The sequence below is a fragment of the Pseudarthrobacter niigatensis genome (genome assembly GCF_030812615.1).
GTDB lineage: Bacteria > Actinomycetota > Actinomycetes > Actinomycetales > Micrococcaceae > Arthrobacter > Arthrobacter niigatensis.
In genome coordinates this window covers 246,635-269,512 of the sequence record NZ_JAUSTB010000001.1, presented here as the reverse complement: position 1 = coordinate 269,512, position 22,878 = coordinate 246,635, and the positions used below count along the sequence as shown (strand labels likewise).

At 65.0% G+C, this 22,878-nt stretch carries 21 protein-coding genes; 5 read left to right on the top strand and 16 right to left on the bottom strand.

All coding sequences use genetic code 11. From position 1 onward, the window contains the following. Positions 1-110: 110 nt before the first annotated feature. A complete protein-coding gene (locus tag J2T23_RS01285; RefSeq protein ID WP_307356495.1) occupies positions 111-881 on the bottom strand; it encodes a GntR family transcriptional regulator in 771 nt (256 codons plus the stop codon). A 157-nt stretch (positions 882-1,038) separates the two neighbouring features. On the opposite strand from J2T23_RS01285, the gene J2T23_RS01280 reads away from it, so the two are divergent. Then, positions 1,039-1,332, top strand: coding sequence for an HPr family phosphocarrier protein (locus tag J2T23_RS01280; protein WP_307356493.1), 294 nt, complete (start codon positions 1,039-1,041; stop codon positions 1,330-1,332). Positions 1,333-1,408: 76 nt separating this feature from the next. On the opposite strand, the gene J2T23_RS01275 is transcribed toward J2T23_RS01280, so the two are convergent. The 5 genes from J2T23_RS01275 to J2T23_RS01255 all read right to left on the bottom strand — a co-directional run bounded on the left by J2T23_RS01275 (position 1,409) and on the right by J2T23_RS01255 (position 6,628). Beyond that, positions 1,409-1,810, bottom strand: a complete 402-nt coding sequence (locus tag J2T23_RS01275) for a cytochrome c oxidase subunit 4 (protein WP_141181614.1) — start codon at positions 1,808-1,810, stop codon at positions 1,409-1,411. Further along, positions 1,807-3,534, bottom strand: coding sequence for an aa3-type cytochrome oxidase subunit I (ctaD, locus tag J2T23_RS01270; RefSeq protein WP_141181615.1), 1,728 nt, complete (start codon positions 3,532-3,534; stop codon positions 1,807-1,809). Before ctaD ends, J2T23_RS01275 begins: the two co-directional genes overlap by 4 nt. A 10-nt stretch (positions 3,535-3,544) precedes the next feature. Then, positions 3,545-4,417, bottom strand: a complete 873-nt coding sequence (gene ctaC, locus J2T23_RS01265) for an aa3-type cytochrome oxidase subunit II (protein WP_141181616.1) — start codon at positions 4,415-4,417, stop codon at positions 3,545-3,547. A 186-nt stretch (positions 4,418-4,603) separates the two neighbouring features. Continuing rightward, positions 4,604-4,990 carry a HesB/IscA family protein gene (locus J2T23_RS01260; protein ID WP_109044573.1) on the bottom strand — a complete coding sequence of 129 codons (387 nt, stop codon included), beginning with the start codon at positions 4,988-4,990 and terminating at the stop codon, positions 4,604-4,606. A gap of 183 nt (positions 4,991-5,173) precedes the next feature. Continuing rightward, positions 5,174-6,628 carry a dipeptidase gene (locus J2T23_RS01255; protein ID WP_307356488.1) on the bottom strand — a complete coding sequence of 485 codons (1,455 nt, stop codon included), beginning with the start codon at positions 6,626-6,628 and terminating at the stop codon, positions 5,174-5,176. A 92-nt stretch (positions 6,629-6,720) separates the two neighbouring features. Here J2T23_RS01255 and J2T23_RS01250 point away from each other — a divergent pair, with 92 nt between their 5' ends. Further along, complete coding sequence (locus tag J2T23_RS01250) at positions 6,721-7,323, top strand: DUF3043 domain-containing protein (RefSeq protein ID WP_307356485.1); 603 nt, start codon at positions 6,721-6,723, stop codon at positions 7,321-7,323. Positions 7,324-7,426: 103 nt separating this feature from the next. On the opposite strand, the gene J2T23_RS01245 is transcribed toward J2T23_RS01250, so the two are convergent. Beyond that, positions 7,427-8,497: a quinone-dependent dihydroorotate dehydrogenase gene (locus J2T23_RS01245; RefSeq protein ID WP_307356483.1), complete on the bottom strand. Its 1,071-nt coding sequence runs from the start codon at positions 8,495-8,497 to the stop codon at positions 7,427-7,429. Between the two features lie 94 nt (positions 8,498-8,591). On the opposite strand from J2T23_RS01245, the gene J2T23_RS01240 reads away from it, so the two are divergent. Beyond that, positions 8,592-9,557, top strand: a complete 966-nt coding sequence (locus tag J2T23_RS01240; RefSeq protein ID WP_307356481.1) for an alpha/beta hydrolase — start codon at positions 8,592-8,594, stop codon at positions 9,555-9,557. Here the strand turns inward: J2T23_RS01240 and J2T23_RS01235 are convergent. The 3 genes from J2T23_RS01235 to leuA all read right to left on the bottom strand — a co-directional run bounded on the left by J2T23_RS01235 (position 9,554) and on the right by leuA (position 12,972). After that, the gene (locus tag J2T23_RS01235) at positions 9,554-10,393 is read right to left on the bottom strand and encodes an isoprenyl transferase (RefSeq protein WP_141181621.1); all 840 of its coding nucleotides are present in this window, start codon (positions 10,391-10,393) and stop codon (positions 9,554-9,556) included. The genes J2T23_RS01240 and J2T23_RS01235 overlap by 4 nt on opposite strands. A 2-nt stretch (positions 10,394-10,395) precedes the next feature. Continuing rightward, entirely contained in the window at positions 10,396-11,148 is a 753-nt protein-coding gene (gene recO, locus J2T23_RS01230) for a DNA repair protein RecO (RefSeq protein WP_141160392.1), read from the bottom strand. An 84-nt stretch (positions 11,149-11,232) separates the two neighbouring features. After that, positions 11,233-12,972 (bottom strand): 2-isopropylmalate synthase, encoded by a 1,740-nt coding sequence (gene leuA, locus J2T23_RS01225; RefSeq protein ID WP_307356478.1) that lies wholly within the window; start codon positions 12,970-12,972, stop codon positions 11,233-11,235. A gap of 253 nt (positions 12,973-13,225) precedes the next feature. Between leuA and J2T23_RS01220 the strand changes: the two genes are divergently transcribed. Further along, positions 13,226-15,178 carry a M13 family metallopeptidase gene (locus J2T23_RS01220; RefSeq protein ID WP_307356476.1) on the top strand — a complete coding sequence of 651 codons (1,953 nt, stop codon included), beginning with the start codon at positions 13,226-13,228 and terminating at the stop codon, positions 15,176-15,178. Positions 15,179-15,265: 87 nt separating this feature from the next. On the opposite strand, the gene J2T23_RS01215 is transcribed toward J2T23_RS01220, so the two are convergent. The 5 genes from J2T23_RS01215 to J2T23_RS01195 form a co-directional block, all read right to left on the bottom strand. Then, positions 15,266-16,732, bottom strand: coding sequence for an LCP family protein (locus J2T23_RS01215; RefSeq protein ID WP_307356474.1), 1,467 nt, complete (start codon positions 16,730-16,732; stop codon positions 15,266-15,268). Between the two features lie 220 nt (positions 16,733-16,952). Beyond that, positions 16,953-17,912 carry a GTPase Era gene (gene era, locus J2T23_RS01210; protein WP_307356472.1) on the bottom strand — a complete coding sequence of 320 codons (960 nt, stop codon included), beginning with the start codon at positions 17,910-17,912 and terminating at the stop codon, positions 16,953-16,955. Then, on the bottom strand, positions 17,896-19,227 hold the full coding sequence (locus J2T23_RS01205; RefSeq protein WP_307356470.1) for a hemolysin family protein: 1,332 nt from the start codon (positions 19,225-19,227) through the stop codon (positions 17,896-17,898). The genes era and J2T23_RS01205 overlap by 17 nt, the downstream gene beginning before the upstream one ends. Next, on the bottom strand, positions 19,224-19,697 hold the full coding sequence (gene ybeY / locus J2T23_RS01200; RefSeq protein ID WP_307356468.1) for an rRNA maturation RNase YbeY: 474 nt from the start codon (positions 19,695-19,697) through the stop codon (positions 19,224-19,226). The genes J2T23_RS01205 and ybeY overlap by 4 nt, the downstream gene beginning before the upstream one ends. After that, entirely contained in the window at positions 19,694-20,782 is a 1,089-nt protein-coding gene (locus J2T23_RS01195; protein ID WP_307357113.1) for a PhoH family protein, read from the bottom strand. Before J2T23_RS01195 ends, ybeY begins: the two co-directional genes overlap by 4 nt. Positions 20,783-21,194: 412 nt before the next feature. Between J2T23_RS01195 and J2T23_RS01190 the strand changes: the two genes are divergently transcribed. Next, the gene (locus J2T23_RS01190) at positions 21,195-22,112 is read left to right on the top strand and encodes a GerMN domain-containing protein (RefSeq protein WP_141160384.1); all 918 of its coding nucleotides are present in this window, start codon (positions 21,195-21,197) and stop codon (positions 22,110-22,112) included. On the opposite strand, the gene J2T23_RS01185 is transcribed toward J2T23_RS01190, so the two are convergent. After that, positions 22,105-22,878, bottom strand: a complete 774-nt coding sequence (locus J2T23_RS01185) for a 16S rRNA (uracil(1498)-N(3))-methyltransferase (RefSeq protein ID WP_141181624.1) — start codon at positions 22,876-22,878, stop codon at positions 22,105-22,107. The two genes, J2T23_RS01190 and J2T23_RS01185, sit on opposite strands and share 8 nt — an antisense overlap.

Genomic DNA, 22,878 nt, shown 5'->3' with positions numbered 1-22,878 from the left:
GGCCCGATCCGTAAGGATCGGGCCTTCACTGCTTAATTGTCCCGACTGCGGCAAGACCGCTCGCCGCGGCTGTCCCTGCGTGCTGCAGCAAAAAGGTAATCGTGAACCTGTCAGTGGTTGCGGGCGCGGCGGGCTCCGGGCCGTTGGAGGGGCACCCACAGCTTGTACCGGTCCGCCCGGTAATAGGACACGGAGTAGTCAACCATCGCCCGGGCCACGAAGGCATGCCGCTGGATCTTCAGCAACGGCGCCCCCACCTCTACGTTCAGGAGCCGGGCGGTGGACGGTGAAGCGGCCGTGGCCTCGATCATGTCCTCACCCCACTCCATCACCAGCCCGAACTGCTCGCTCAGGACGTTGTACAGGGACGTGGGCGGCTCACCATCGAGCAGGCCGGGGACGCGGTGGGCCGGGATGAAGTTCTCATCCACACTCATGGGCTCCCCATCGGCCAGCAGCAGCCTGCGGAACCGGACCAGCGGTGTACCCTCATCGAGCTGGAGCTCGCGGGCCAGGAACGCGCTGGCACCTATTTGCTCGAAGCTAAGCACCTTGGCTGCGGGCACCATGCCGCGCCGCTGCATCTCTTCACTGTAGGAGGTGAGCTTCACCTGAAGATCCAGTTTCGGCCGCCGCACGAAGGTCCCGAGGCCCACAACCCTCTCGATAACCTCCTCCCCCACCAAGGCATCAATAGCCTGGCGCACTGTCATGCGCGCCAGCCCGAACCGGTCCGCCAGGTCCCGTTCTGACGGCAGCGCAGATCCCGGTGGGCAGGACTGGGCGATGTACGCCCGAAGGATCTCACGAAGCTGGACGTAAATCGCCGTGCCGGTGGTGCGGTCAATGTCGCCCGTGATTGCCGCGGCGCCAGCTGCCATGTTCTTTCTCCTGCCGTTGGGTTCATTCAATTTTAGGACGGTCTAGACCAGCGCCGGCACAGTCTCCGTCTTTGCTAACCACAACGTGGTGACCGCTATATTTGGTCTGGAAATTCACTAAATGACGGAGGGGGCCGTCTCTCGAAAAGGAGTCCCTTTGCCAGTAGAAAAGGCAGTGGTGGCAGCGCCGGCAGGCCTGCATGCACGTTCCGCAGCGGTATTCGTCCGGGCCGCCACGGACACCGGGCTTCCCGTCACCATCAGCAAGGCCGGCGCCGCGGAGGTGGACGCGCGGTCGCTGCTCCAGGTGATGGGAGCTGACTTCGCGCAAGGCTGTGAGGTGGAGCTCTCGGTGAGTGAAGTTCCGCTGGCGGACGCTCAGTGGCTTGGAAGGGCGAAGGCGGCCCTGCGGGAGCTTCGCGATCTTTTGGAGTCGCAGGTGGCTGGATAAGGGCCGTTGGAAGGCAATTAACGACGCCGGGCCCCACCAATCTGGTGGGGCCCGCCGTCGATATTCTCTTTGTTGCTTAGTGTGCGTGGTCTCCGCGGCTGTACTCGTACACCCAGCCCACGAGGGCTACGACGGCGATGCCGCCGGCGATGAAGATGATCCAGGGACCAACGGCCAGGCCCAGGAAGCCGGTAGCGCAGGCGATACCGAGGACCAGAGGCCACCAGCTCCAGGGACTGAAGTGGCCCTGCTCGCCGGCGCCCTCGTGGATCTCAGCATCGCTGCGGTCCTCGGGACGAAGCCCTACGCGACGGGCGGTGAAGCCGAGGTAGGCACCGATCATGCCAGCCAGGCCGCCCAGCAGCAGGATGCCCAGGATACCGACCCACTCACTCCAGTTGGTCAGGAAGCCGTAGACCAGCGAGACGGGTACGAAGAAGAAAACTCCGGAGCCAAAGATCCAGGATTCGATTTTCACTGTGCAGTGTCCTTCTGGTCGGCGTTACCGAGAACTGCGGCCGCGGGAGCCGGCGAATCGGCGGTGTGGACCTGGCGGAGTTCCGGGTGGTGCAGGTCCAGGGCGGGACGCTCCGAACGGATCCGGGGCAGGGACGTGAAGTTGTGCCGCGGCGGCGGGCAGGAGGTGGCCCATTCCAGCGAAGCTCCGAAGCCCCAGGGGTCGTCAACCTGGACTTTCTCAGCCTTGCGCCAGGTGATGTAGACGTTCCAGAAGAACGGGATCAGGGAGGCGCCGAGCACGAAGGAAGCGACGGTGGAGAACTGGTTCATCCAGGTGAAGTTGTCCTCCGGCAGGTAGTCCGCGTAGCGGCGGGGCATGCCCATGACGCCGAGCCAGTGCTGGATCAGGAACGTGCCGTGGAAGCCCAGGAACAGCAGCCAGAAGTGGATCTTGCCGAGCCGCTCGTTGAGCATCTTGCCGGTCCACTTCGGCCACCAGAAGTAGAAGCCGGCGAACATCGCAAACACGACCGTGCCGAAGACCACGTAGTGGAAGTGCGCCACCACGAAGTAGGAGTCCGACACGTGGAAGTCCAGCGGCGGGGACGCCAGGATGATGCCGGTGAGGCCGCCGAACAGGAAGGTGATGAGGAAGCCGAGGCTCCACAGCATGGGGGTTTCGAAGGTCAGGGACCCCCGCCACATGGTGCCGATCCAGTTGAAGAACTTCACGCCGGTGGGTACCGCGATGAGCATGGTCATGAAGGAGAAGAACGGCAGCAGGACCGCGCCGGTGACGTACATGTGGTGGGCCCATACGGTGACCGACAGGGCTGCGATGGCAATGGTCGCGTAGACCAGGCCCTTGTAGCCGAAGATCGGCTTGCGGCTGAACACCGGGAAGATCTCCGAGACGATGCCGAAGAACGGCAGCGCGATGATGTACACCTCGGGGTGGCCGAAGAACCAGAACAGGTGCTGCCACAGGACGGCGCCGCCGTTGGCGGGATCGAAAATGTGGGCACCGAACTTCCGGTCCGCACCGAGGGCGAACAGTGCCGCGGCCAGCGGCGGGAACGCCATGAGCACCAGGATGGCGGTGATCAGGGTGTTCCAGGTGAAGATCGGCATGCGCCACATGGTCATGCCCGGGGCGCGCATGCAGATGATGGTGGTGATGAAGTTGACGGCACCGAGGATGGTGCCGAAGCCGGACAGTGCCAGGCCAAAGACCCACAGGTCGCCACCGATGCCCGGCGTAAATGTGGTGTTGGACAGGGGCGCGTAGGCGAACCAGCCAAAGGATGCCGCGCCCTGCGGGGTGATGAAGCCGGACACGGCGATGGTGGAGCCGAACAGGAAGAACCAGAAGGCCAGCGCGTTCAGGCGCGGGAACGCCACGTCAGGTGCGCCGATCTGCAGCGGCATGATCACGTTCGCGAACCCGGCGAACAGCGGGGTGGCGAACATCAGCAGCATGACGGTGCCGTGCATGGTGAACAGCTGGTTGTACTGTTCCTTGGTCTGCAGGATCTGCATGCCGGGCTCGAAGAGTTCGGCGCGGATCAGCAGCGCCATAACCCCGCCTGCGCAGAAGAACACGAAGGACGCGATCAGGTACATGTACCCGATGGTCTTGTGGTCGGTGGAGGTGATCCAGTTGACGACGATGCGCCCCTTGGACTTGGGTACCACGGGAGCAGACAGGACTCCCGTGGGTGCGGATTGGGTGTACGTAGCCACGTCGCTCCCCTTACTTGGTTTCGTTCAGGTTCGGGTTGCGGTCGTACTCAACACCGAGCAGGCCGGTGTTGCCTGCAGCCTTGAGCTGGTCCATGTGGGCCTGGAATTCGGATTCCGACACCACCTTCACGCGGAACAGCATTTCGGAGTGGTACTCGCCGCAGAGTTCGGCACACTTACCGTCGTAGGTGCCCTCTTTAGTGGGGGTGAACCGGATGTAGTTGGTCTTGCCGGGAATCATGTCGCGCTTCTGCAGGAAGGCGGGAACCCAGAAGGAGTGGATGACATCACGGGAATTGAGCTCGAGGTCAACGGACTTGTTGACCGGCAGGTACAGGGTGGGGAGCTGTTCCATATCGATGGTGTTGCCAGTGAGATGCGCCTGGACGCCTGCCTCGTGGAGGTCTTCCTGGATCACCTGGCCGGACTTGTAGTTGAAGTCCCAGGCCCACTGTTTGCCGCGGACGTCCACGACGACGTCGGCAGGCTGTGAGCGGTCATCGATCGCCTGCTGGTCACGGTCCGTGAAGTAGAAGAACACCAGGACCATGAAGATGGGGATGGTGAGGTAGAAGACTTCCAGCGGAAGGTTGAAGCTGGTCTGCCGCGGGAAGCCGACGGTTCCCTTGCGGCGGCGGTAGGCGACAATACACCAAATGATCAGGCCCCACGTGATGGCGCCAACCACGAGCGCAGCAATCCATGAGTTGACCCAGAGGTCCATGATGCGGTCGGTGTTGCTGGTAGTGCCCCGTTCAGTGGGCATCCAGCCTTTCTCTACCTCTGGCGAACATCCGGTCAAAACCAACGCGCCGGCTATAGCCAAGCTTGAGATCGTGGTGATCGTTTTGCGTCGGCTGCCGGTTCGGTTCTGCGAACTCACAGACGGCCCTTCCTACTTGTTGCTGTTGTCCGGGCAGCCCATCGGCGCTCCGGGCACAAAAAAGTTTTACTACTCGATGTAGAGCTTACCGCTCCGCCGGGCGTTTCGCCCACATGTCGGCGCCGAGCCCCCGTGCCGTTTTAAACGGCTGGAAGCCCGGCGCCGACATCAGGCGAAATAACCGGCTTAGTGGAATGAATCGCCGCAGGCGCAGGAGCCGCCGGCGTTCGGATTGTCGATGGTGAAACCCTGCTTCGAGATGGTGTCCTCGAAGTCGATGCTTGCACCGCTCAGGTACGGCACGCTCATCTTGTCGACGACGACTTCCACTCCGTCGTAGTCGCGGACAGCGTCACCATCGAGGAGCCGTTCGTCGAAGTAGAGCTGGTAAATCAACCCTGAGCAGCCACCGGGCTGCACGGCAACGCGCAGGCGCAGGTCCGTGCGGCCTTCCTGCTCGAGGAGGCTGCGCACCTTGCCGGCGGCGACATCGGTCAGGTTGACCTCGTGAACGGGCAGTTCGTCGCTGGCCACGGTGGTGGCGGTGCTGTTTTCGTTGGTTGAGGTGCTCATTGGCCTACCTTCTTAGGACGGTCTGGCGGCGTCGCCGTAACGGCGCCTGCCCCTACAAATACGGTATGGGCTATAGCTACATGCTACGCGCGGCAGTCCTGTAGCTCTAACTCCTGGCGTAACCGTCAAAGAACCCAGCTTGTTCCCTGGCAGCAGGGCAGGTGCCGGTGTTCCGAACGGCCATCAATTCCCTGTGGTGAGGGCTTCATTGTTCAACCGGCTGAGCATGAGGGCTTCAGCCAGGATGGCATTACGGAAGTCGCCGATGTGCAGTGACTCGTTGGCACTGTGCGCACGCGAATCGGGGTCTTCCACCCCGGTCACCAGGATCTGGGACTCGGGATACAACTCAGTGAGGTCTGCAATGAAGGGGATGGACCCGCCGATGCCCGTTTCGACCGCCTGAACGCCCCAGGCCTCCCCCAGTGCCCACATGGCCACAGTTGCAGCGGGGGACGATGTGTCGGTCTGGAAGGGGTTGCCTGCCTCGCCCGGGGTGAAGACAACCTTCGCCCCGAAGGGCGCGTTGGCTTCCACATGCCTGCGCACTGCATCCATGGCCTCGGCCGGGACCTGGCCGGGCGCCAGCCGCAGGCTGAATTTTGCCCTGGCCCGCGGAAGCAGCGTGTTGGACGCCACCTCGACGGCGGGAGCGTCGAAACCGATGATGGACAGGGCCGGCTTGGTCCACAGCCTCGAGGCGATGCTTCCCGTCCCGGCCAGGCGGACGCCGTCGAGCACGGACGCGTCGGCGCGGTAGTCCGCCTCCGGCATCTCCACGGCAGCCGTATCGGTGGCCACCAGCCCTTCGATGGCGACGTTTCCGTCGGCGTCGTGAAGCGTGGCAATGAGCCGGGACAGCAGGGTGGGGGCGTCCAGGACCGGCCCACCGAACATGCCGGAGTGCACCGCGTGGTCGAGTACCTGCACCTCGACAGTGCCGTCGACCAGGCCGCGGAGGCTGGTGGTGAGGGCAGGCGTGCCGACCTTCCAGTTGCTCGAGTCGGCAACCACAATGACATCGGCCCGGAGCAGCTCCCGGTTCGCTTCCAGGAAGGTCCGGAACGTGGGCGACCCCGCTTCTTCCTCGCCCTCGATGAAGAATGTCACGCCGAGGCCCAGGGAACCGCCAAGGACCTCGGCTGCAGCTGCATAAGCGGCAATGTGCACCATGATGCCGGCCTTATCGTCGGCGGCGCCGCGTCCGTACAGCCGTCCGTCCTTCTCGACGGCGGTAAAGGGCTGGGTTTCCCACAGCGACTCATCGCCCACGGGCTGGACGTCGTGGTGGGCATAGAGGAGGACAGTCGGCTTTCCAGCGGCAGCAGGGCGGCGGGCGACGACGGCCGGCCCGCCGGGCGTGCCGTCGTCCTTATTGACGGAAAGCACCTGGACGTCGTCGATCCCAGCGGCGCGGAGGAGCTCCGCGACGGCGTCGGCGCTTCGCTCCAGGGGGGCGCGCTCGAAGCTGGGCCACGCAATCCCCGGGATGGCAACCAACTCCTTAAGCCGTGCCAGGGTCTGGTCGAAGGACCGGTCTACAGCGGACCGAAGGTCTTCCGTCCCGCCGCTGGCCTCCCGGCCCGGTCCTGTCGTAGTGGTCGTGCTGCGCGGGGTTGCCGCAGGTGATGAAGTCATGGCCAAAACATTACCCCCGCCACTTTTGGCCGCCGGCCAGCGGACCTGCCACCGCAGGCAGGAGGCGGTCCGCTGCAAGGTATTCTGGTCAGGTGTTCGGACGTAGAAAAGAAGCGCCCTCGGCGCAGGAGACCATAGACCAGCAGGCAGCGGAGGCGGCGGCTCGGCAAGGAAGCGTGGCGGGCAAGGGCGCACCCACCCCAACGCGGAAGGCCCAGGAAGCCGCCCGCAAACGGCCGCTGGTACCCGAGGACCGCAAGGCATCCAAGGCCGCCGAACGCCAGGCCGTCCAGGACCAGCGCCTCAAGATGCGCCGGGCCTTGGATACGGGCGATGAGAAGTTCCTGCCGCTTCGCGACAAGGGTCCGCAGAAACGGTTTGCCCGCGACTTTGTGGATGCCCGGTTCAACCTTGGCGAGTACCTGATGTTTGGTGCCCTGGTTTTCGTGCTGGTGTCGCTGGTGGTTCCGGCCTCCAGCGACATGATGATCTACGTCCTGGGAGCTTTTTGGGTGATGTTCCTGGCGGTCTTCGTGGACGTGTTCATCCTGTCCCGCAAGCTCCGCAAGCGCCTGGCGGAAAAGTTCGGCGAGCTGGAGCGCGGCACGGTCTGGTACGGCTCCATGCGGTCCCTCCAGTTCCGGAAACTGCGGCTGCCCAAGCCCCAGGTGCAGCGCGGCCAGTACCCCGCCTGACCATCCATCAACCTCTTAACCACAGGCACCCCGGCGGAAATCCGCCGGGGTGCCTGCTTTTGATATGGGCCGCGCCCATCGCGGGCGCCGTGGGGCTCGAGGGTCAGGAGCGGCGGTTCCTTGCCAGCTGCTTGTTGATCCGGGCAGCCCAGAACGGCCCCTCGTAGAGGAAAGCCGTGTAGCCCTGCACCAGGGTGGCGCCGGCGTCGAGCCTTTCCTGGACGTCCTGCGCCGACTCAACGCCGCCTACCGAGACGAGGCTCAGGGCGCTGCCGGTGGCGTGCTTGAGCCGTTTCAGCACCTCAAGGGAACGCTGCTTCAGGGGAGCTCCGGACAATCCGCCGGCGCCGCATTTCTCCACCGTTTCCGCCGGCGATGCCAGCCCTTCGCGGGCGATGGTGGTGTTGGTGGCAATGATGCCGTCCAGCTTCAGGTCCAAGGCAAGGCGCGCAACGTCGTCGATGTCCTCGTCGCTGAGGTCCGGTGCGATCTTCACCAGCAGGGGTACGTGCCGTCCGGCGGCGCGATCGGCCTCCTGTCCGACGGCGGTAAGCAGGGGACGAAGTGTTTCCACGTCCTGGAGCAGCCGCAGTCCGGGGGTGTTGGGGGAACTGACATTCACCACGAGGTAGTCGGCAGCAGGCGCCAGGCTGCGCGCGCCCACCAGGTAGTCATCAACTGCGTCGGCAAGTTCCACCACTTTGGTCTTGCCGATGTTGACCCCGATGACCGGACGCACGGACGGGTAGCGGCGCTGGAGTGCGGCACGCGCTGCCTTCAGCCGGGGCGCAACGGCAGACGCGCCGTCGTTGTTGAATCCCATCCGGTTGATGACGGCCCGGTCCTGGACCAGGCGGAAGAGCCTCGGCTTGTCATTGCCGGGCTGCGCCTGTCCGGTGATCGTGCCTACTTCGATGTGCCCGAATCCAAGGTCCGCCAGGGCCTCTATCCCGTGGCCTTCCTTGTCAAAACCGGCGGCGAGTCCGAACGGCGACGGAAAAGTCACGCCGAAGGCCGTGGTTTGCAGCGATGGCGCCGGAGCAGTCAGCTTCTGCAGGACCCTCCCGGCTCCCGACGCATGCGCGAGCCGGATGCCCTTAAATCCGATCTTGTGGGCGCGCTCGGCGTCCATCCATGAAAAGGCCAGCCTGAAGAAAGTGGGGTAAACGCGCATGCCTTTAGTTTCGCGTCTCCGGGGCCCCGCACCAAAACGGAGACGCGGCCGAACGGACCGGCGCGGCGCGGCGTCCCGGTCTAGCATGAGGGACATGCAGTGGCAGCAGGACATCCTGGGGGAGGATTTCGAGTCCCAGACCTTTACGGCCGCCGGACCTGACGGGGTGGGCCGGACAGCCACCTTGGTGCGGCTCAGGCCAGGCCAGGGCAACGCGTCCGACGACGGCCCGCGCCGGGCCGTGCTCTTCCTGCACGGCTGGAGCGACTATTTCTTCAATGTTGACCTGGCCCGGTTCTGGGCTGCCGCCGGCTATGACTTCTACGCCCTGGACATGCATAATCACGGACGGAGCCTGCGCCCGGAGTCACCTGGGGGTTACGTGGCGGACCTGGCCGCTTACGACGCAGAGATCGAAGAAGCCGCCCGCTTGATCCGCCAGGAGGGAATCCCCGGGCCGCTGGTTTTGATGGGACATTCGACCGGCGGGTTGGTGGCGGCCCTGTGGACCAGCCAGCATCCGGAGGCCGTCTCCCTGCTGATCCTGAACAGTCCTTGGCTGGAGATGCACGGAAGTTCGCTGGTCCGGCGGGCAGCCTCCAGCATGGTGCGTCCGGTGGCCCGCTTGCGCCCGCAGGCGGTCCTCCGCCTTCCGGAGCGTGGCCACTACTGGCGTACCATCAGCGACGCCGCCGACGGCGAATGGCCGGTTGATGAGCGCTACCGCCCCCGCCTGGCTTTTCCCGTTCGGGCAGGGTGGCTGCGGGCAGTCCTCGCCGGGCATGCCCGCGTGGCGCGCGGCCTGGACATCGAGGCGCCGATCCTGGTCTTGCTGTCCAAAGGAAGTGCCAACGGCCTGCTCTGGTCCGAAGAAATGCGGCGCACAGACGCCGTCCTGGATGTGAACATCATCAGCACCCGGGCACTTGCCCTGGGCCGTACCGTGACCATCGAGCGGATTGACGGTGCGCTGCATGACGTCTTCCTCTCCCCCGGGCCGGTCCGGTCCGACGCCTATTTCCGGCTGGCCCGCTGGCTGCGGGCGTACGGCGAACGCTAGTCCGCCTGGGGATCCGCCGGTGCAGCGGCAGCATCTATGGCACCGCCGTAGCGGCGGTCCCGCCTGGCATATTCCTCGACGGCGGTCCAAAGGGTCCGCCTGTCGACATCGGGCCACAGCGTGTCCATGAAGACGAACTCCGCATACGCGGACTGCCAGAGCAGGAAGTTGGAGAGCCGCTGCTCCCCCGAGCTGCGCAGGAAGAGGTCCACGTCGGGGAGGTCGGGCTCATCCAGGTACTTCTGGATGGTCCGCTCGGTGATGGCGCCCGGCTTGAGCCTGCCAGCTGCGACGTCCGCAGCGATCGCGGAGACGGCGTCGGTTATCTCGGCCCGGCCGCCGTAATTAACACACATGGTCAAATTGCAGGTGGTGTTGGCGGCGGTGAACTCCTCAGCCTCCTCCAGTTCCCGAATCACGGAACCCCAAAGGCGCGGCCGGCGGCCTGCCCAGCGCACGCGCACCCCCCAGTCGTCCAACTGGTTCCGTTGCCTTCGAAGCACGTCCTTGTTAAATCCCATCAGGAAGCGGACTTCCTCCGGCGAACGGCGCCAATTCTCGGTGGAAAACGCGTAGACGCTGACATACTCAATCCCGAGCTCGATGGCACCGGCCATCACATCAAGCAGGGCCGGCTCCCCCGCCTTGTGGCCCTCGATCCGGGGCAGGCCGCGCTGGTTGGCCCACCGGCCGTTGCCGTCCATGACGATGGCCACGTGCCGGGGAATGAATTCAGCGGGGATGAAGGGTGCCACCGCGCCCGAAGGGTGCGGATACGGGGCCACCACGGGATGGGTGCGCTTCCGGGGTGCATTGTTCTTTTTTCCCAAGGCCACTGTCAGCTGCGCTCCACATGTTTGAGGGATTTCAGTACTCGTTCAAGATGCCATTGCAGGTATGCCGCCACCAGGCCGGCGGCCTCCTTGCGGTGCTGCGGCAACGACGCATCCGCAGTGGCCCAGTCACCGGTCAGCAGGGCTGCCAGCAGGACAACGGTTTCGGAAGCGGGTGCAGGTGACCCGGGCGGCCTGCACTGTGCGCAGACCATGCCGCCAAGGGGTGCGGAAAACGCTGTATGCGGGCCGGGCATTCCGCAGCGCGAGCAATCGGTAAAGCTGGGGGCCCAACCGCCGGTGGCCAGGGCACGAAGCAGGTAGGAGTCCAGGATGAGGCCTGCGGCGTGGTCGTCGCGGCTCAGTGCGGCGAGGGCGCCCACCAACAGGTTGTATTGGGCGGTTCCGGCTTCACCGTCCACATCGGTCAGTTTCTCCGCGGTCTCCGTCATGGCGGCGGCAACCGTGTACCTGCCGTAATCCGCGGCAATACTGCCGCCGTATGCACCTTTGGCAACTGCCTGCGTGACGATGTCCAGCGTGCGGCCGGACACCAGTTGCAGGTCTGCCACCATGAAGGGTTCAAGCCGGGCACCGAACCGGCTGCTGGTGCGGCGCACGCCTTTGGCGACGGCGCGGACCTGGCCATGGTGCTTGGTCAGGAGCGTGATGATGCGGTCCGCCTCACCCAGCTTGTGGGTACGGAGTACCACGGCGTCGTCCCGGTACGCCCGGGAGGCAAAAGACTGTTGAACCACGCTCTATCTTCCCATCCTGCCCGGCAGCCTGCCGACAGGTACGGTGGTGCGGCCGCTTGGAACCGGCGGCACCACCGCCAGGTGTCAGGCCCGGGCGTCCCGGATGGCCCGGTTGACCGCCGAAATGACGGCCTTGAGGGAGGACATGCTGGTGTTCGCATCGATGCCGACACCCCACAGGACCCGCTCCCCCACGGCGCATTCGACATACGCGGCCGCGGCGGCGTTGCCGCCCTCGGACAGGGCGTGCTCGCTGTAGTCCAGCACCCGGACGTCCACGCCGTCCTCGTGGAGGATGTTCAGCAGGGCCGCGATAGGGCCGTTTCCCGTCCCGGTGCGGCTGACCTGGGCACCATCGATGGTGAGCGAGGCGTGAAGCGTCATGCCGCCGTCGGCATCCGTTTCCGTCTTGACCCCGCCCAGGGAGTAGCGGCCCCACTGCCCCTCGGCGTTGCCGGACGGCAGGTACTCGTCCTGGAAGATCTGCCACAGCTGTGCTCCGCTGACCTCGCCGCCCACGGTGTCAGTGCGGCGCTGGATGACGCCGGAGAACTCAATTTGCGCGCGGCGCGGCAGGTCCAGGCTGTGCTCATTCTTCAGCAGGTAGGCCACGCCGCCCTTGCCGGACTGGGAGTTCACGCGGATGACGGCTTCGTAGCTGCGGCCCAGGTCCTTGGGGTCCACCGGCAGGTAAGGAACCTGCCAGGTGAAGTCATCCACGGCCTTGCCGGCCGCTGCGGCGTCGCGCTCCAGTGCTTCAAAGCCCTTCTTGATCGCGTCCTGGTGGGATCCGGAGAAAGCGGTGAACACCAGGTCGCCACCGTACGGCGAACGCTCGGGAACCGGCAGCTGGTTGCAGTACTCCACGGTCCGGCGGACGTCGTCGATGTTGGAGAAGTCGATCATGGGGTCGATGCCCTGGACGAACATGTTCAGGCCCAGGGTCACCAGGTCCACGTTGCCGGTCCGTTCACCGTTTCCGAACAGGCAGCCTTCGATGCGGTCGGCGCCGGCCATGTAGCCCAGTTCGGCGGCAGCCACCCCGGTTCCGCGGTCGTTGTGCGGGTGCAGCGAGAGGATGATGCCTTCGCGTGGGTGCAGGTGGCGGCTCATCCACTCGATGGAATCGGCGTAGACGTTGGGGGTGGCCATTTCCACAGTGGCGGGCAGGTTGATGATCACCTGGCGGTCGGCGGAGGCTTCGAAAACATCGGCGACGGCGTTGCACACCCGCACGGCGTACTCGAGTTCCGTACCGGTGAAGGACTCCGGTGAGTACTCGTACGTCACGTGCGTGTCAGCGAGGGTTTCCTCGTACTTCCTGCACAGGCGGGCCCCCTGCAGCGCGATGTCCAGGATGCCGTCCTCGTCCTGGTTGAAGACCACGCGCCGCTGCAGCACGGACGTGGAGTTGTAGAGGTGGACGATGGCCTGCTTGGCGCCCACCAGGGACTCGTAGGTCCGTTCGATCAGGTGTTCCCGGGCCTGCGTCAGGACCTGGATGGTGACGTCATCCGGGATGTGGTTACCTTCGATGAGCTGGCGGACAAAGTCGAAGTCCGTCTGGGACGCGGACGGGAAACCAACCTCGATTTCCTTGTAGCCCATGCGCACCAGCAGGTCGAACATCTTCATCTTGCGGGCGGGGCTCATGGGATCGATCAGCGCTTGGTTGCCGTCGCGCAGGTCAACTGCGCACCAGCGCGGGGCCTTGGTGATGACCTTGTCCGGCCAGGTGCGGTCCGGCAGCTCAACTTTGATCTGGTCCTGGAACGGCGTGTACCGGTGGGCGGGCATTCCGGAGGGCTTTTGTGCGTTACGCATGATGTTCGTGGCCTTTTCTATCGATCTTCAGTGAAAGGGTGGCCGGGCAACACAAACTCCGCAGCGAGGGTGGGCCGTGCGCTAGATAGCGTCTGTGGCCTCGCCGCGGCAGCTAAGGAGAAGGAGCTCTGCACGCACACTTTGAGGGTAACACGGGTGCGTAAGATGAAAGGGCACTACCGTCCGTAAAGTCCAGCATGCAGACGCTCTGCGGTGTTCCGCCCGGCAGCGGCGTCCCAGCAAAGGAGTTGCAGTGCCCATTTCGGGGATCGATCTGTCCACCATTGATCACACAGTCCGCCCGCAGGACGACCTTTACCAGCACATCAACGGCGCCTGGCTGAAGGCCACCGAAATTCCGGATGACCGTCCCCTGGAGGGGACCTTCACCGCCCTGCGGGACGGGTCCGAAATTGCCGTCCGGGACATCATCGAGGAGGCCGCGGCAAAGGGCGGCGACGCCACCGGGATCGAGCGGAAGATCGGCGGGCTTTACAGCAGCTTCATGGACGAAGCCACCGTCGAGGGCAAAGGCATGGAGCCCATCCGCGGGCGACTCGCGGAAGTTTTCGCCACCGCCTCGGCGCGGGACCTCATTGCCCTGGCGGGACGGCTGTTCCGCAAGGACGTGGGCGGCTTGTTTTACATCTACCCCGCGCCGGATGCGGGCAACCCCGACCGGGTCCTTCTCTACACCGGCCAGGGCGGCCTGGGCCTTCCCGATGAGTCCTACTACCGTGACGGGAAGTTCGCCCCGATCGTTGCCGCGTACACGGCACACGTGGAGAAGATGTTCGAACTGGCCGGTGTTGCGGATCCGAAGGGTGCAGCAGCGCGCGTGGTCGGGCTGGAGACAAAGCTCGCGTCCCACCATTGGGACAACGTCACCCTCCGGGACCCGCAGAAGACCTACAACCTGAAGACAGCGGAGGAGGCCGCCGGGCTCTTCCCCCTGCTTGCCACCTGGTTTGACGCCGCCGGAATCGATGCGGACAAGCGCACTGAAATCGTGGTCAGCACTCCTGACTTCTTCGCCGGCGCTGCCGGGCTCCTGGACGAAGTCCCGGTCAGCACGTGGCAGGAGTGGCTGGCCATGCGCGTCGTCAGTGCGGCCGCACCCTATCTGTCCTCCGAGTTCGTGGACGCCAACTTTGCCTTCTACGGCACCACCATCAGCGGCACGCCCAGGAATAAGGACCGGTGGAAGCGCGGCGTCGCGGTCGTCGAAGCAGGCCTCGGTGAAGCTGTCGGCCAGATCTACGTGGCACGCCATTTCCCCGAGTCCCACAAGGCGCGGATGCAGACTTTGGTGGCGAACCTGATCGAGGCCTACCGCCGCAGCATCAATGACGTCGGCTGGATGGGCGAGGACACTAAAGCCGAAGCCCTGCGCAAGCTGGAGGCGTTCAGGGCGAAGATTGGCTACCCGGACGAGTGGATCGATTATTCGGCCGTGGAGATCGACCCCGAGGACCTGCTGGGCAACGTGGAACGCGCCCACAACGCGGATGTCGACAGGCACCTCGATGAGGTGGGCAAGCCCGTGGACCGGAACAAGTGGCTGATGACGCCACAAACGGTCAATGCGTACTACCACCCGATGATGAACGAGATCGTCTTCCCCGCGGCTATCCTGCAGCCGCCGTTCTTTACCGCCGATGCCGACGACGCCGTCAACTACGGCGGCATCGGCGCTGTGATCGGCCATGAGATAGGCCACGGCTTCGATGACCAGGGCTCACAGTTCGACGGCGGCGGGGCCCTTCGGAACTGGTGGACCGACCAGGACCGGCAGGCTTTCGAGGCGCTGACGGCCCGGCTCGTGGCGCAGTACGACGCGCTCTCCCCCACCGCCGCGCCCGGGCACCACGTCAACGGCCGGCTTACGCTGGGCGAGAACATCGGCGACCTGGCAGGGCTCACCATCGCTTACAAGGCGTACCTGATCAGCCTCGACGGCAGGGAACCCGAGGTCCTTGACGGCCTGACCGGTCAGCAGCGTTTCTTCGCTTCCTGGGCCGCGGGCTGGCGCCAGGTCATCCGGCAGGAGGAAGCCATCCGCCGGCTTGCGACCGATCCCCACTCACCGAACGAGTTCCGGACTAACGCCATAGCGAAGAACCTCGATCCGTTCCATGAGGCCTTCGATGTCACCGAGGACGATGGAATGTGGATGCCGGCCGCCGAGCGGGTCAGCATCTGGTAACCGGAGCGCAAGAACATGGGCCCCGCCGTTTTCGGCGGGGCCCATGATCTTGCTGGTGGCGCTTGAGCGCCGCAGGAACCGCTGCTGCTACCGGACGATCAGCTCGGGGTTTGCCTGCTGGCAGACCTTGTCACCTGCGGTCTGGTTGACAATGTCCTGGGGCAAGGCAGCGGCAGTTCCGCCACCTGCCGCTCCGTAGGCCGTGCCGGTGGTGAAGTCGCTGCCGACATACACCTGAACGCCGGACACGCCCGGGGCAGGAATCATGAGCGTGGCAGGGATTCCCAGCAGCGCGGCCACATCGGCAGCCACATCCGCGAAGCCATTCCCGTAGTAGACCGCTGACTTGGCGACCGGCTGGGCGAGGAATTGCCCGGTCTGGGTGAAGCCGCCGGCTACCAACGCCTGGACCAGCTCCTGGGCACGGCCGTTGACGCCGCTTCCGTTAGCGACCATGACCGGCTGGATGGCCTTGTTGTACGGCGGAACCGGCGGAGCGGTCTCTGTGGGGGCCGCCGAAGGCGGTGCCGACTCCGTGGGCGACGGCGTGGTGGGCGCAGTGGGATCGGTCAGGTCCACGTTCTTCCGCAGCGCCGAAAACAGCTGGGCCCCTGCGGGTTCTGCGATGACGAGCCTGTTGGGGTCGACGGGTGCGGGCGTCGTGGGCACCGCGACGAACGCCACCTTGCTGATGTCGATGTTCTTGAGCCGGTTGCCGATGGTCAGCAGCGTGGGAACGGAAGCGAGGCCGTCATCCACCGTCAGGTTCTGGGTTACGACGTCGGCGATCTTCAGCATTTTCGCGGGGTCCGACAGGGTGCCTTCGTCCTTGATCTTTCGCGTCAGCGACGAGAGGAAGCCCTGCTGGGCCTTGATGCGGCCCAGGTCGCTGCCGTCGGCGAAGGCGTGGCGGGTACGGAGGAAGGAAAGCGCCATCTCGCCCTGTACGGACGACGTGCCGGCCGGAAGCCGCAGCCTCGAATCAGGGTCGTAGACTGCGTCGCTGATGCAGACGTCCACGCCGCCGACGGCGTTGGAAAGTTCCTTCACGGCATTGAAGTCCGCCATCATGAAGTGGTCCACCTGCATGCCAGTGAGTTTGTTGACCGTGTCCACGGCGCAGCCGATGCCGGCCTCGCTCATGGCCTCATTGATCATGACTCCGGTGCGTGCCGGGTAATCCTTTTTGGTCTTCGTGTCCTTGCAGTCGGGGATGTCCACCAGCAGGTCGCGGGGAAAGCTGATGACGTTGACGCGCTTGTTGTCCTCGGAGATGTCCATCAGCATCATCACATCGGACTTGCCGTACCCGGTGGAATCATCGGCAGTCCCATACTCCGAGTTCTTCCCGTCGCGCGTGTCCGAGCCAAGGATGAGGATCTGCAGCCGGCCCGTGGCATCGTTCCCCGGGGACTCGGTGCTCTCCCCGCCCGCGTTCAACGGCGCCTTGGAGATATTGTTCTGGAGCCGGAAGAACCAGAATCCGGCGAACGCAGCAGCCGCGACGAGGACCAGCGCCACCACACCGGTGACGGCCTTCAGCCACAAGGGCATGCTCCGCAGGGGCCCGAGGTGCCGTGCGGCACCCACGGTATGGCTGTCCGCGTGACGGGATACCGGTCCCGGTCCGGCTGACAGGTCAGCCCCGTTGTCGCGATTGTCGCGGCCTCCACCCACGTGGTGAACCTTCCTCTAAAAACGAAATCCGGTCCATTTTAGTGGTCCAGTCTGGTCAACTTACCTTGCACGCGCCCGCGAACAGTCCCAATGCTGGTCAGAAACCGAGTTTGACCAGTTGTTTCGGGTCCCGCTGCCAGTCTTTGGCCACCTTGACATGGAGATCAAGGTAGATGCGCGTGCCAAGGAGGGCTTCGATGCCTTTGCGCGCGTTGGTACCGACTTCACGGAGGCGGGCGCCGCCCTTGCCAATGATGATGGCCTTCTGTGAGGGGCGTTCGACGTAGAGGTTGACGCGCACGTCCAGCAGGGGGTTGTCATCCGGCCTGTCATCACGGGGAACAATTTCCTCCACCACGACGGCGAGGGAGTGCGGAAGCTCATCCCGGACACCCTCCAGGGCTGCTTCGCGGATCAGTTCTGCCACCATGACAGCCTCGGGTTCGTCCGTCAGTTCCCCGTCCGGGTACAGCGGGGGCGACGGCGGCATGTGGCTGATGAGCACATCGGCCACCGTTTCCACCTGGAAACCGTCGGCGGCGGAAACGGGGACGATGTCCTTCCAGCCGTCCTCGCCCATCACCTCGCGGCCCAGGGCGGCCACGGCCAGGAGCTGTTCCGTCAGCGCCTGCTTGTCCACGAGGTCGGCTTTGGTGACGATGGCGACCACAGGCTTGCGGCCCACGGCTGCAAGTTGGGCGGCGATGAACTTGTCGCCGGGCCCGATCTTTTCGTTGGCAGGCAGGCAGAAGCCGATGGCGTCCACTTCGGCGAGGGTGTCGGCCACCAGGTCATTGAGGCGCTTGCCGAGGAGGGTGCGGGGACGGTGCAGCCCCGGCGTGTCCACCAGGATCAGCTGGGCGTCGTCGCGGTGCACGATGCCCCGGATGGTGTGCCGGGTAGTCTGCGGCTTGGCGGAGGTGATGGCCACCTTCTTCCCTACCAATGCATTGGTCAGGGTGGACTTGCCCGCGTTGGGCCTGCCAACCAGGACAGAAAACCCCGCGCGGAAACCGCCGAAGTCGTCCGGTTCGGCAGCCTTACTTTTCTTGCTCACGTGGAACTCCCTGCTGGGTTGTTTCGGCCTCTTCGAGGAGGCCTTCAAGGTCAGTCTCTACTCTTGGTACGGGCGCCGCAATGATGTGGCTGACGCGGTTCCGCCGGCCCTCGAGCCGTTCGGCCCGCAGCGAGACGCCCTGCACGTCAACGCTGCTTCCCACGATGGGGACACGGCCGAGCGCCTTCGCGAGGAGGCCGCCCACTGTGTCAACCTCGTCGTCGTCAATTTCGAGGTCGAAAAGCTCGCCGAGGTCGTCGATGCCCATGCGGGCGCTGACCCGGTAGGAGCCGTCCCCCAGCGCCACGGCTTCGGCGCTCTCGGTATCGTATTCGTCCACGATCTCGCCCACGATCTCCTCGATCAGGTCCTCGAGGGTTACCAGCCCGGCGGTGCCGCCGTACTCGTCGATGACGATGGCCACGTGCGTGGACTCCTTCTGCAGCTCGCGCAGGAGGTCGCTGACGGGCTTCGACTCGGGCACATAGCGCACCTCGCGGGCCAGTGATTCGACCAGCGGCGGCTCCTGCCCGGGTCCCATCTGATGGATGACGGCGGCCACGTCCTTGAGGTAAACGATGCCGAGGATGTGGTCCGTGTTCTCGTTGATGACCGGGATCCGCGAATATCCCGAGCGCAGGAACAGCGACATCGCCTGGTGGAGGCTGGAGCCGGCGTCGATACTGACGATGTCCGTCCTGGGAACCATGACGGCCCGCACCAGGGTATCGCCGAAGTCGAAGACCGACTGGATCATTTCGGCTTCGGTGTCCTCGATCATGTCGGACTCGCTGGCGCGGTCAACGAGTTCCCGGAACTCCTGCTCGCTGAAGAACGCGTCGTCGCCGCCGGGTGCGCCTGGAGCTGCCGAACTTCCCAAAGCCACCAGCCAGCCCGGGATGGGACCCAGCACGCTGGTGAGGAACCGGACCATCGGGGCGGTGAAGCGGACGACCGCGGAGGAGTGCAGCCTGCCGAGCTGGCGGGGTGAGACCCCAACGATCACGAACCCCAGGACGGCCATGATGCCGGTGGCGACAAGTCCTGCGAGCCAAACGTTGTCGAGCAGGCTTGCGATCAGGACGGCGACGGCCACCGCGGAGGCCATTTCGAACCAGACGCGCCAGAAGCGAAGCGCCCGGGTGTGGGCCACGGGTTCAGCCAGGATGCGGCGCATCGCAGTGTCGCGGCTCCTGTGGAGTGCCTCTTCAGCGTCGTGCCGCGGAAGGAAGCTGAAGGCAGCCTCGGCCGCCGTCAGCAGGGCTGCGACGGCAAGGAAGACCAGAGCCACCGCAACCAGCAGCAGTTGTGTCACTGGGTGGTCTCGGCAGGTGCTTCTTTGCCGGTAAAGCCGGACAGGAGTTCCCGCTGGAGCCCGAACATCTCCGCCTTCTCTTCCGGTTCGGCGTGGTCGTAGCCCAGCAGGTGAAGGATGCCATGTGTGGTAAGCAGCAGCATTTCGTCCTGCAGCGAATGCCCGGCGTTCCTGGCCTGGACCTTGGCGACCTGCGGGCAGATGGCGATGTCGCCCAGCATGCCCTGGGGCGTGGGCCGGCCGGGTGTCCCGGGGGTCAATTCGTCCATGGGCACCGAGAGCACATCCGTGGCGCCCGGTTCGTCCATCAGTTCAATGTGCAGCTTCTCCATGGCCGGCTCATCCACGAGGAGGATGGACAGTTCGGCCTGCGGATTGATGTAAAGATGTTCGAAGATGTACCTTGACAGGGCCACAAGCGCGGACTCATCCACCTGGATGCCGGACTCGTTGTTGACCTCGATACTCACGCGTGTTCCCCCCGTTTTTCGCGGCTTGCTGAATGCTTGACGCGGCTCCGCTGGGCTTCGTCCCAGATGCTGTAGGCGTTGACGATGTCGCCGACGAGCCTGTGCCTGACGACGTCGGCGGCGTCCAGGACGGAGAAGTTCACGCCCTCGATCCCCTGCAGGATTTCTTCGACGATCCGCAGCCCGGACCGCGTCCCAAAGGGAAGGTCCACTTGGGTCACGTCTCCGGTGACCACCATCTTGGACCCGAACCCGAGCCGGGTGAGGAACATCTTCATCTGTTCCGGCGTGGTGTTCTGGGCTTCGTCGAGGATGATGAAGGCGTCGTTGAGGGTGCGTCCGCGCATGTAGGCGAGGGGTGCCACTTCGATGGTGCCGGCGGCCATGAGCCGGGGAATGGATTCGGGGTCCATCATGTCGTGCAGGGCATCGTAAAGCGGCCGCAGGTAGGGATCGATCTTGTCGCTGAGCGTGCCGGGCAGGAACCCGAGACGCTCCCCCGCCTCTACCGCCGGCCGCGTGAGGATAATCCGGCTGACTTCCTTTTGCTGCAGTGCCTGCACGGCTTTCGCCATGGCCAGGTAGGTCTTGCCGGTGCCGGCCGGGCCGATGCCGAAGATCACCGTGTTGGCGTCGATGGCGTCAACGTAGGTCTTCTGGTTGAGCGTCTTGGGCCGGATGGTCCTGCCGCGGCTGGAGAGGATGTCGTGCGTGAGCACGTCCACGGGATTCTGCAGCGACTGCGTGCGGAGGAGGGCCACCAGCTGTTGCAGCACCGCTGGGGTGATGACGGTGCCCCGGGCCACTAGGCCACGGACCTCCTGGAGGAGCCGCATGATGCGGGGAACGTCGCTGACCGGTCCGCTGATGGACAGTTCGTTGCCGCGGGCATGGAAGTTGACGTCCGGGAACTGCTCCTCGATGAACCGCAGTGCCTCGTCATGACTGCCGAGCGACTGAACCATCTGGTCGGAGTTCTCGAAGAGGACTACTTCGGTCCGGATGCCGGGAAGGGAGTGCGGGAATTCCCCCGGACTGCCATCGCCCGTGTTGAGCCGGCGCTTACCATTTGCTGATTCAGTCATGGTGCTGGCCCGCAGGCCCGTGGTCCCCTCAAAGATCGACATCAGTTGTTCGCTGCAGCCGATGCCCGATGAACGGGGCACCTGCCAGCGGGTCCCTTTATCTTACGCCAGCACACGCCCCGGCCGGATACCTGCCGGGGCAGTGACCTGCACCTCCACCACCCTGAAGAGCCGTTTGCGGGCAGCGAAATGCAGCGTTTGGTATCAACTTCATATCGGCCTCATATCGTTCCCGTTGCAGTTGGGGCCGGGGAGGCGAATGCGCGGTTGGGGCGGCCCTCCCCTGTGTAATGCTGGAAATCCAGCATCTGCTGGAACGCCAGGCCGCCAGGGGGATCGGCCCGCCACGCCATGAAAGGACAAGGGCAGGACAGTGCCGGAAACCTCTGCGCCCGAAAGGGCAGGACGACCCATGGGGCGCCTGCGCCCGGCCGTCCTGGCAGGAATCCTGGTGCTCGTTCCGGTCCTCACTGCCTGCACTGCCGAAGGCGGACCAGCCCCCACGGGGACCGTCGCCTCGGTCCCCGCCACAGGCGGCACCATGCCGGACGCTCCCTCCACCAGCGCCCCCCTGGAAACCACCCAGTCCTCCAACAAGGCGCCCGTGTACTGGATCGGCCGCACGGGCGGGAACGTCTTCCTCTACCGCGAGTTCCGGGACGTCCCGGAACAGGAAAACCCGGTGACCCGCGCCCTGCGCGCCATGATGTCAGAGAAACCGCTTGACCCTGACTTCTTCACGCCGTGGCAGAATCCGGACAAACTTGCCACGTCCATTTCAGGCAAGGACATCATCACCGTTGACGTCTCCGCAGATGCCTTCAACAGCAACCTCGACGCTGATATGGCAGCCCGTGCCATCCAGCAGCTGATCTATACGGCCACCGCCGCCGCTGCCAGCTCGGGCCTGATCGACACCGGGCAGCAGGTCCGGGTCCGGATCCTGGTGGACGGCCACACGGACTACGTGGCGTTCGGAAAAGTCCAGCTGGGCGCGCTGATGACCCGGGCCGCCGGCCTGGTGGCACCGGTCTGGATCATCGATCCCCAGGAAAACACCGAGGTGCCCAGCGGCAGCGTGAAAATCACCGGCCGCAGCACGTCGCCGGGGGCAAAGCTGCACTGGCAAATCCTGCAGTCCGGGGACGGTGGCAGCAAATCGCCCTTCCTGACCGGAGAAACCACGGCGGCCGCCGGGCAGGGGCAGGCCGGAGTTTTCACGCTGGCGCTCAACCTTCCGCCGGGCGACTATGAGCTCCGGGTGGCCCAGGCAGGTTCCGGCGGGGAGCCGGACCGCAATGAGGACACGAGGTCCTTCAAAGTCAGGTAGCGGTCCACCGGCCAAGGATGTCGCTTGCAAGCACGACGGCGGCGGGACCGGCTGTGGAGGACCGCAGGACGTGGTGCCCCAACAGGGCAGTCACGGCACCTTTGTCGCAGAGTTTCGTTACTTCCCGCGGGCTGATTCCACCCTCCGGACCGACAATCAGAAGGACTTCCAGGATTCCCGCCCGGGCATTCCCCTGCCACTCTTCAAGGACAGCACGCAGCGGGCGCACTGCGTCTTCGTGCAGGATGACTGCCAGGTCAGCGGCCTCCACTGCAGCGGACAGCCCTGCTGTTTCAACCGCTGCCCGGACTTCGGGAATCCAGGCCCGCCGGGCCTGTTTGGCGGCTGCCGCCACGGCGGATTCCCACTTGGCGTGGGCGCGGGCGGCCCTGTCGCCCTTCCACCGGACGATCGACCGTTCCGACTGCCACGGTATGACGGCGTCGATCCCCAGTTCGGTGGCCGTCTCGATCGCCAGCTCGTCACGATCTCCCTTGGCCAGCGCCTGGACCAGCACCAGCCGTACGTCCGGCATTTCATCCGTGGCCACGGCACCGCACTCCACTTCAAGGCCGGAGGGTGCAGCGGAGACGACCTTTCCGGTCATGCGGGTGCCGGCCCCGTCGACGATGTCCACCGACTCCCCCGGCGACAGCCGTTTAACCGTGACTGCGTGGCGTGCCTCGGAACCGTCCAGGACAAAGTGGCCGCCGGGGGCCATTCCGGCCAGCGACCCGGCGGGTGTGAAGAAGACGGGATTGCTCAC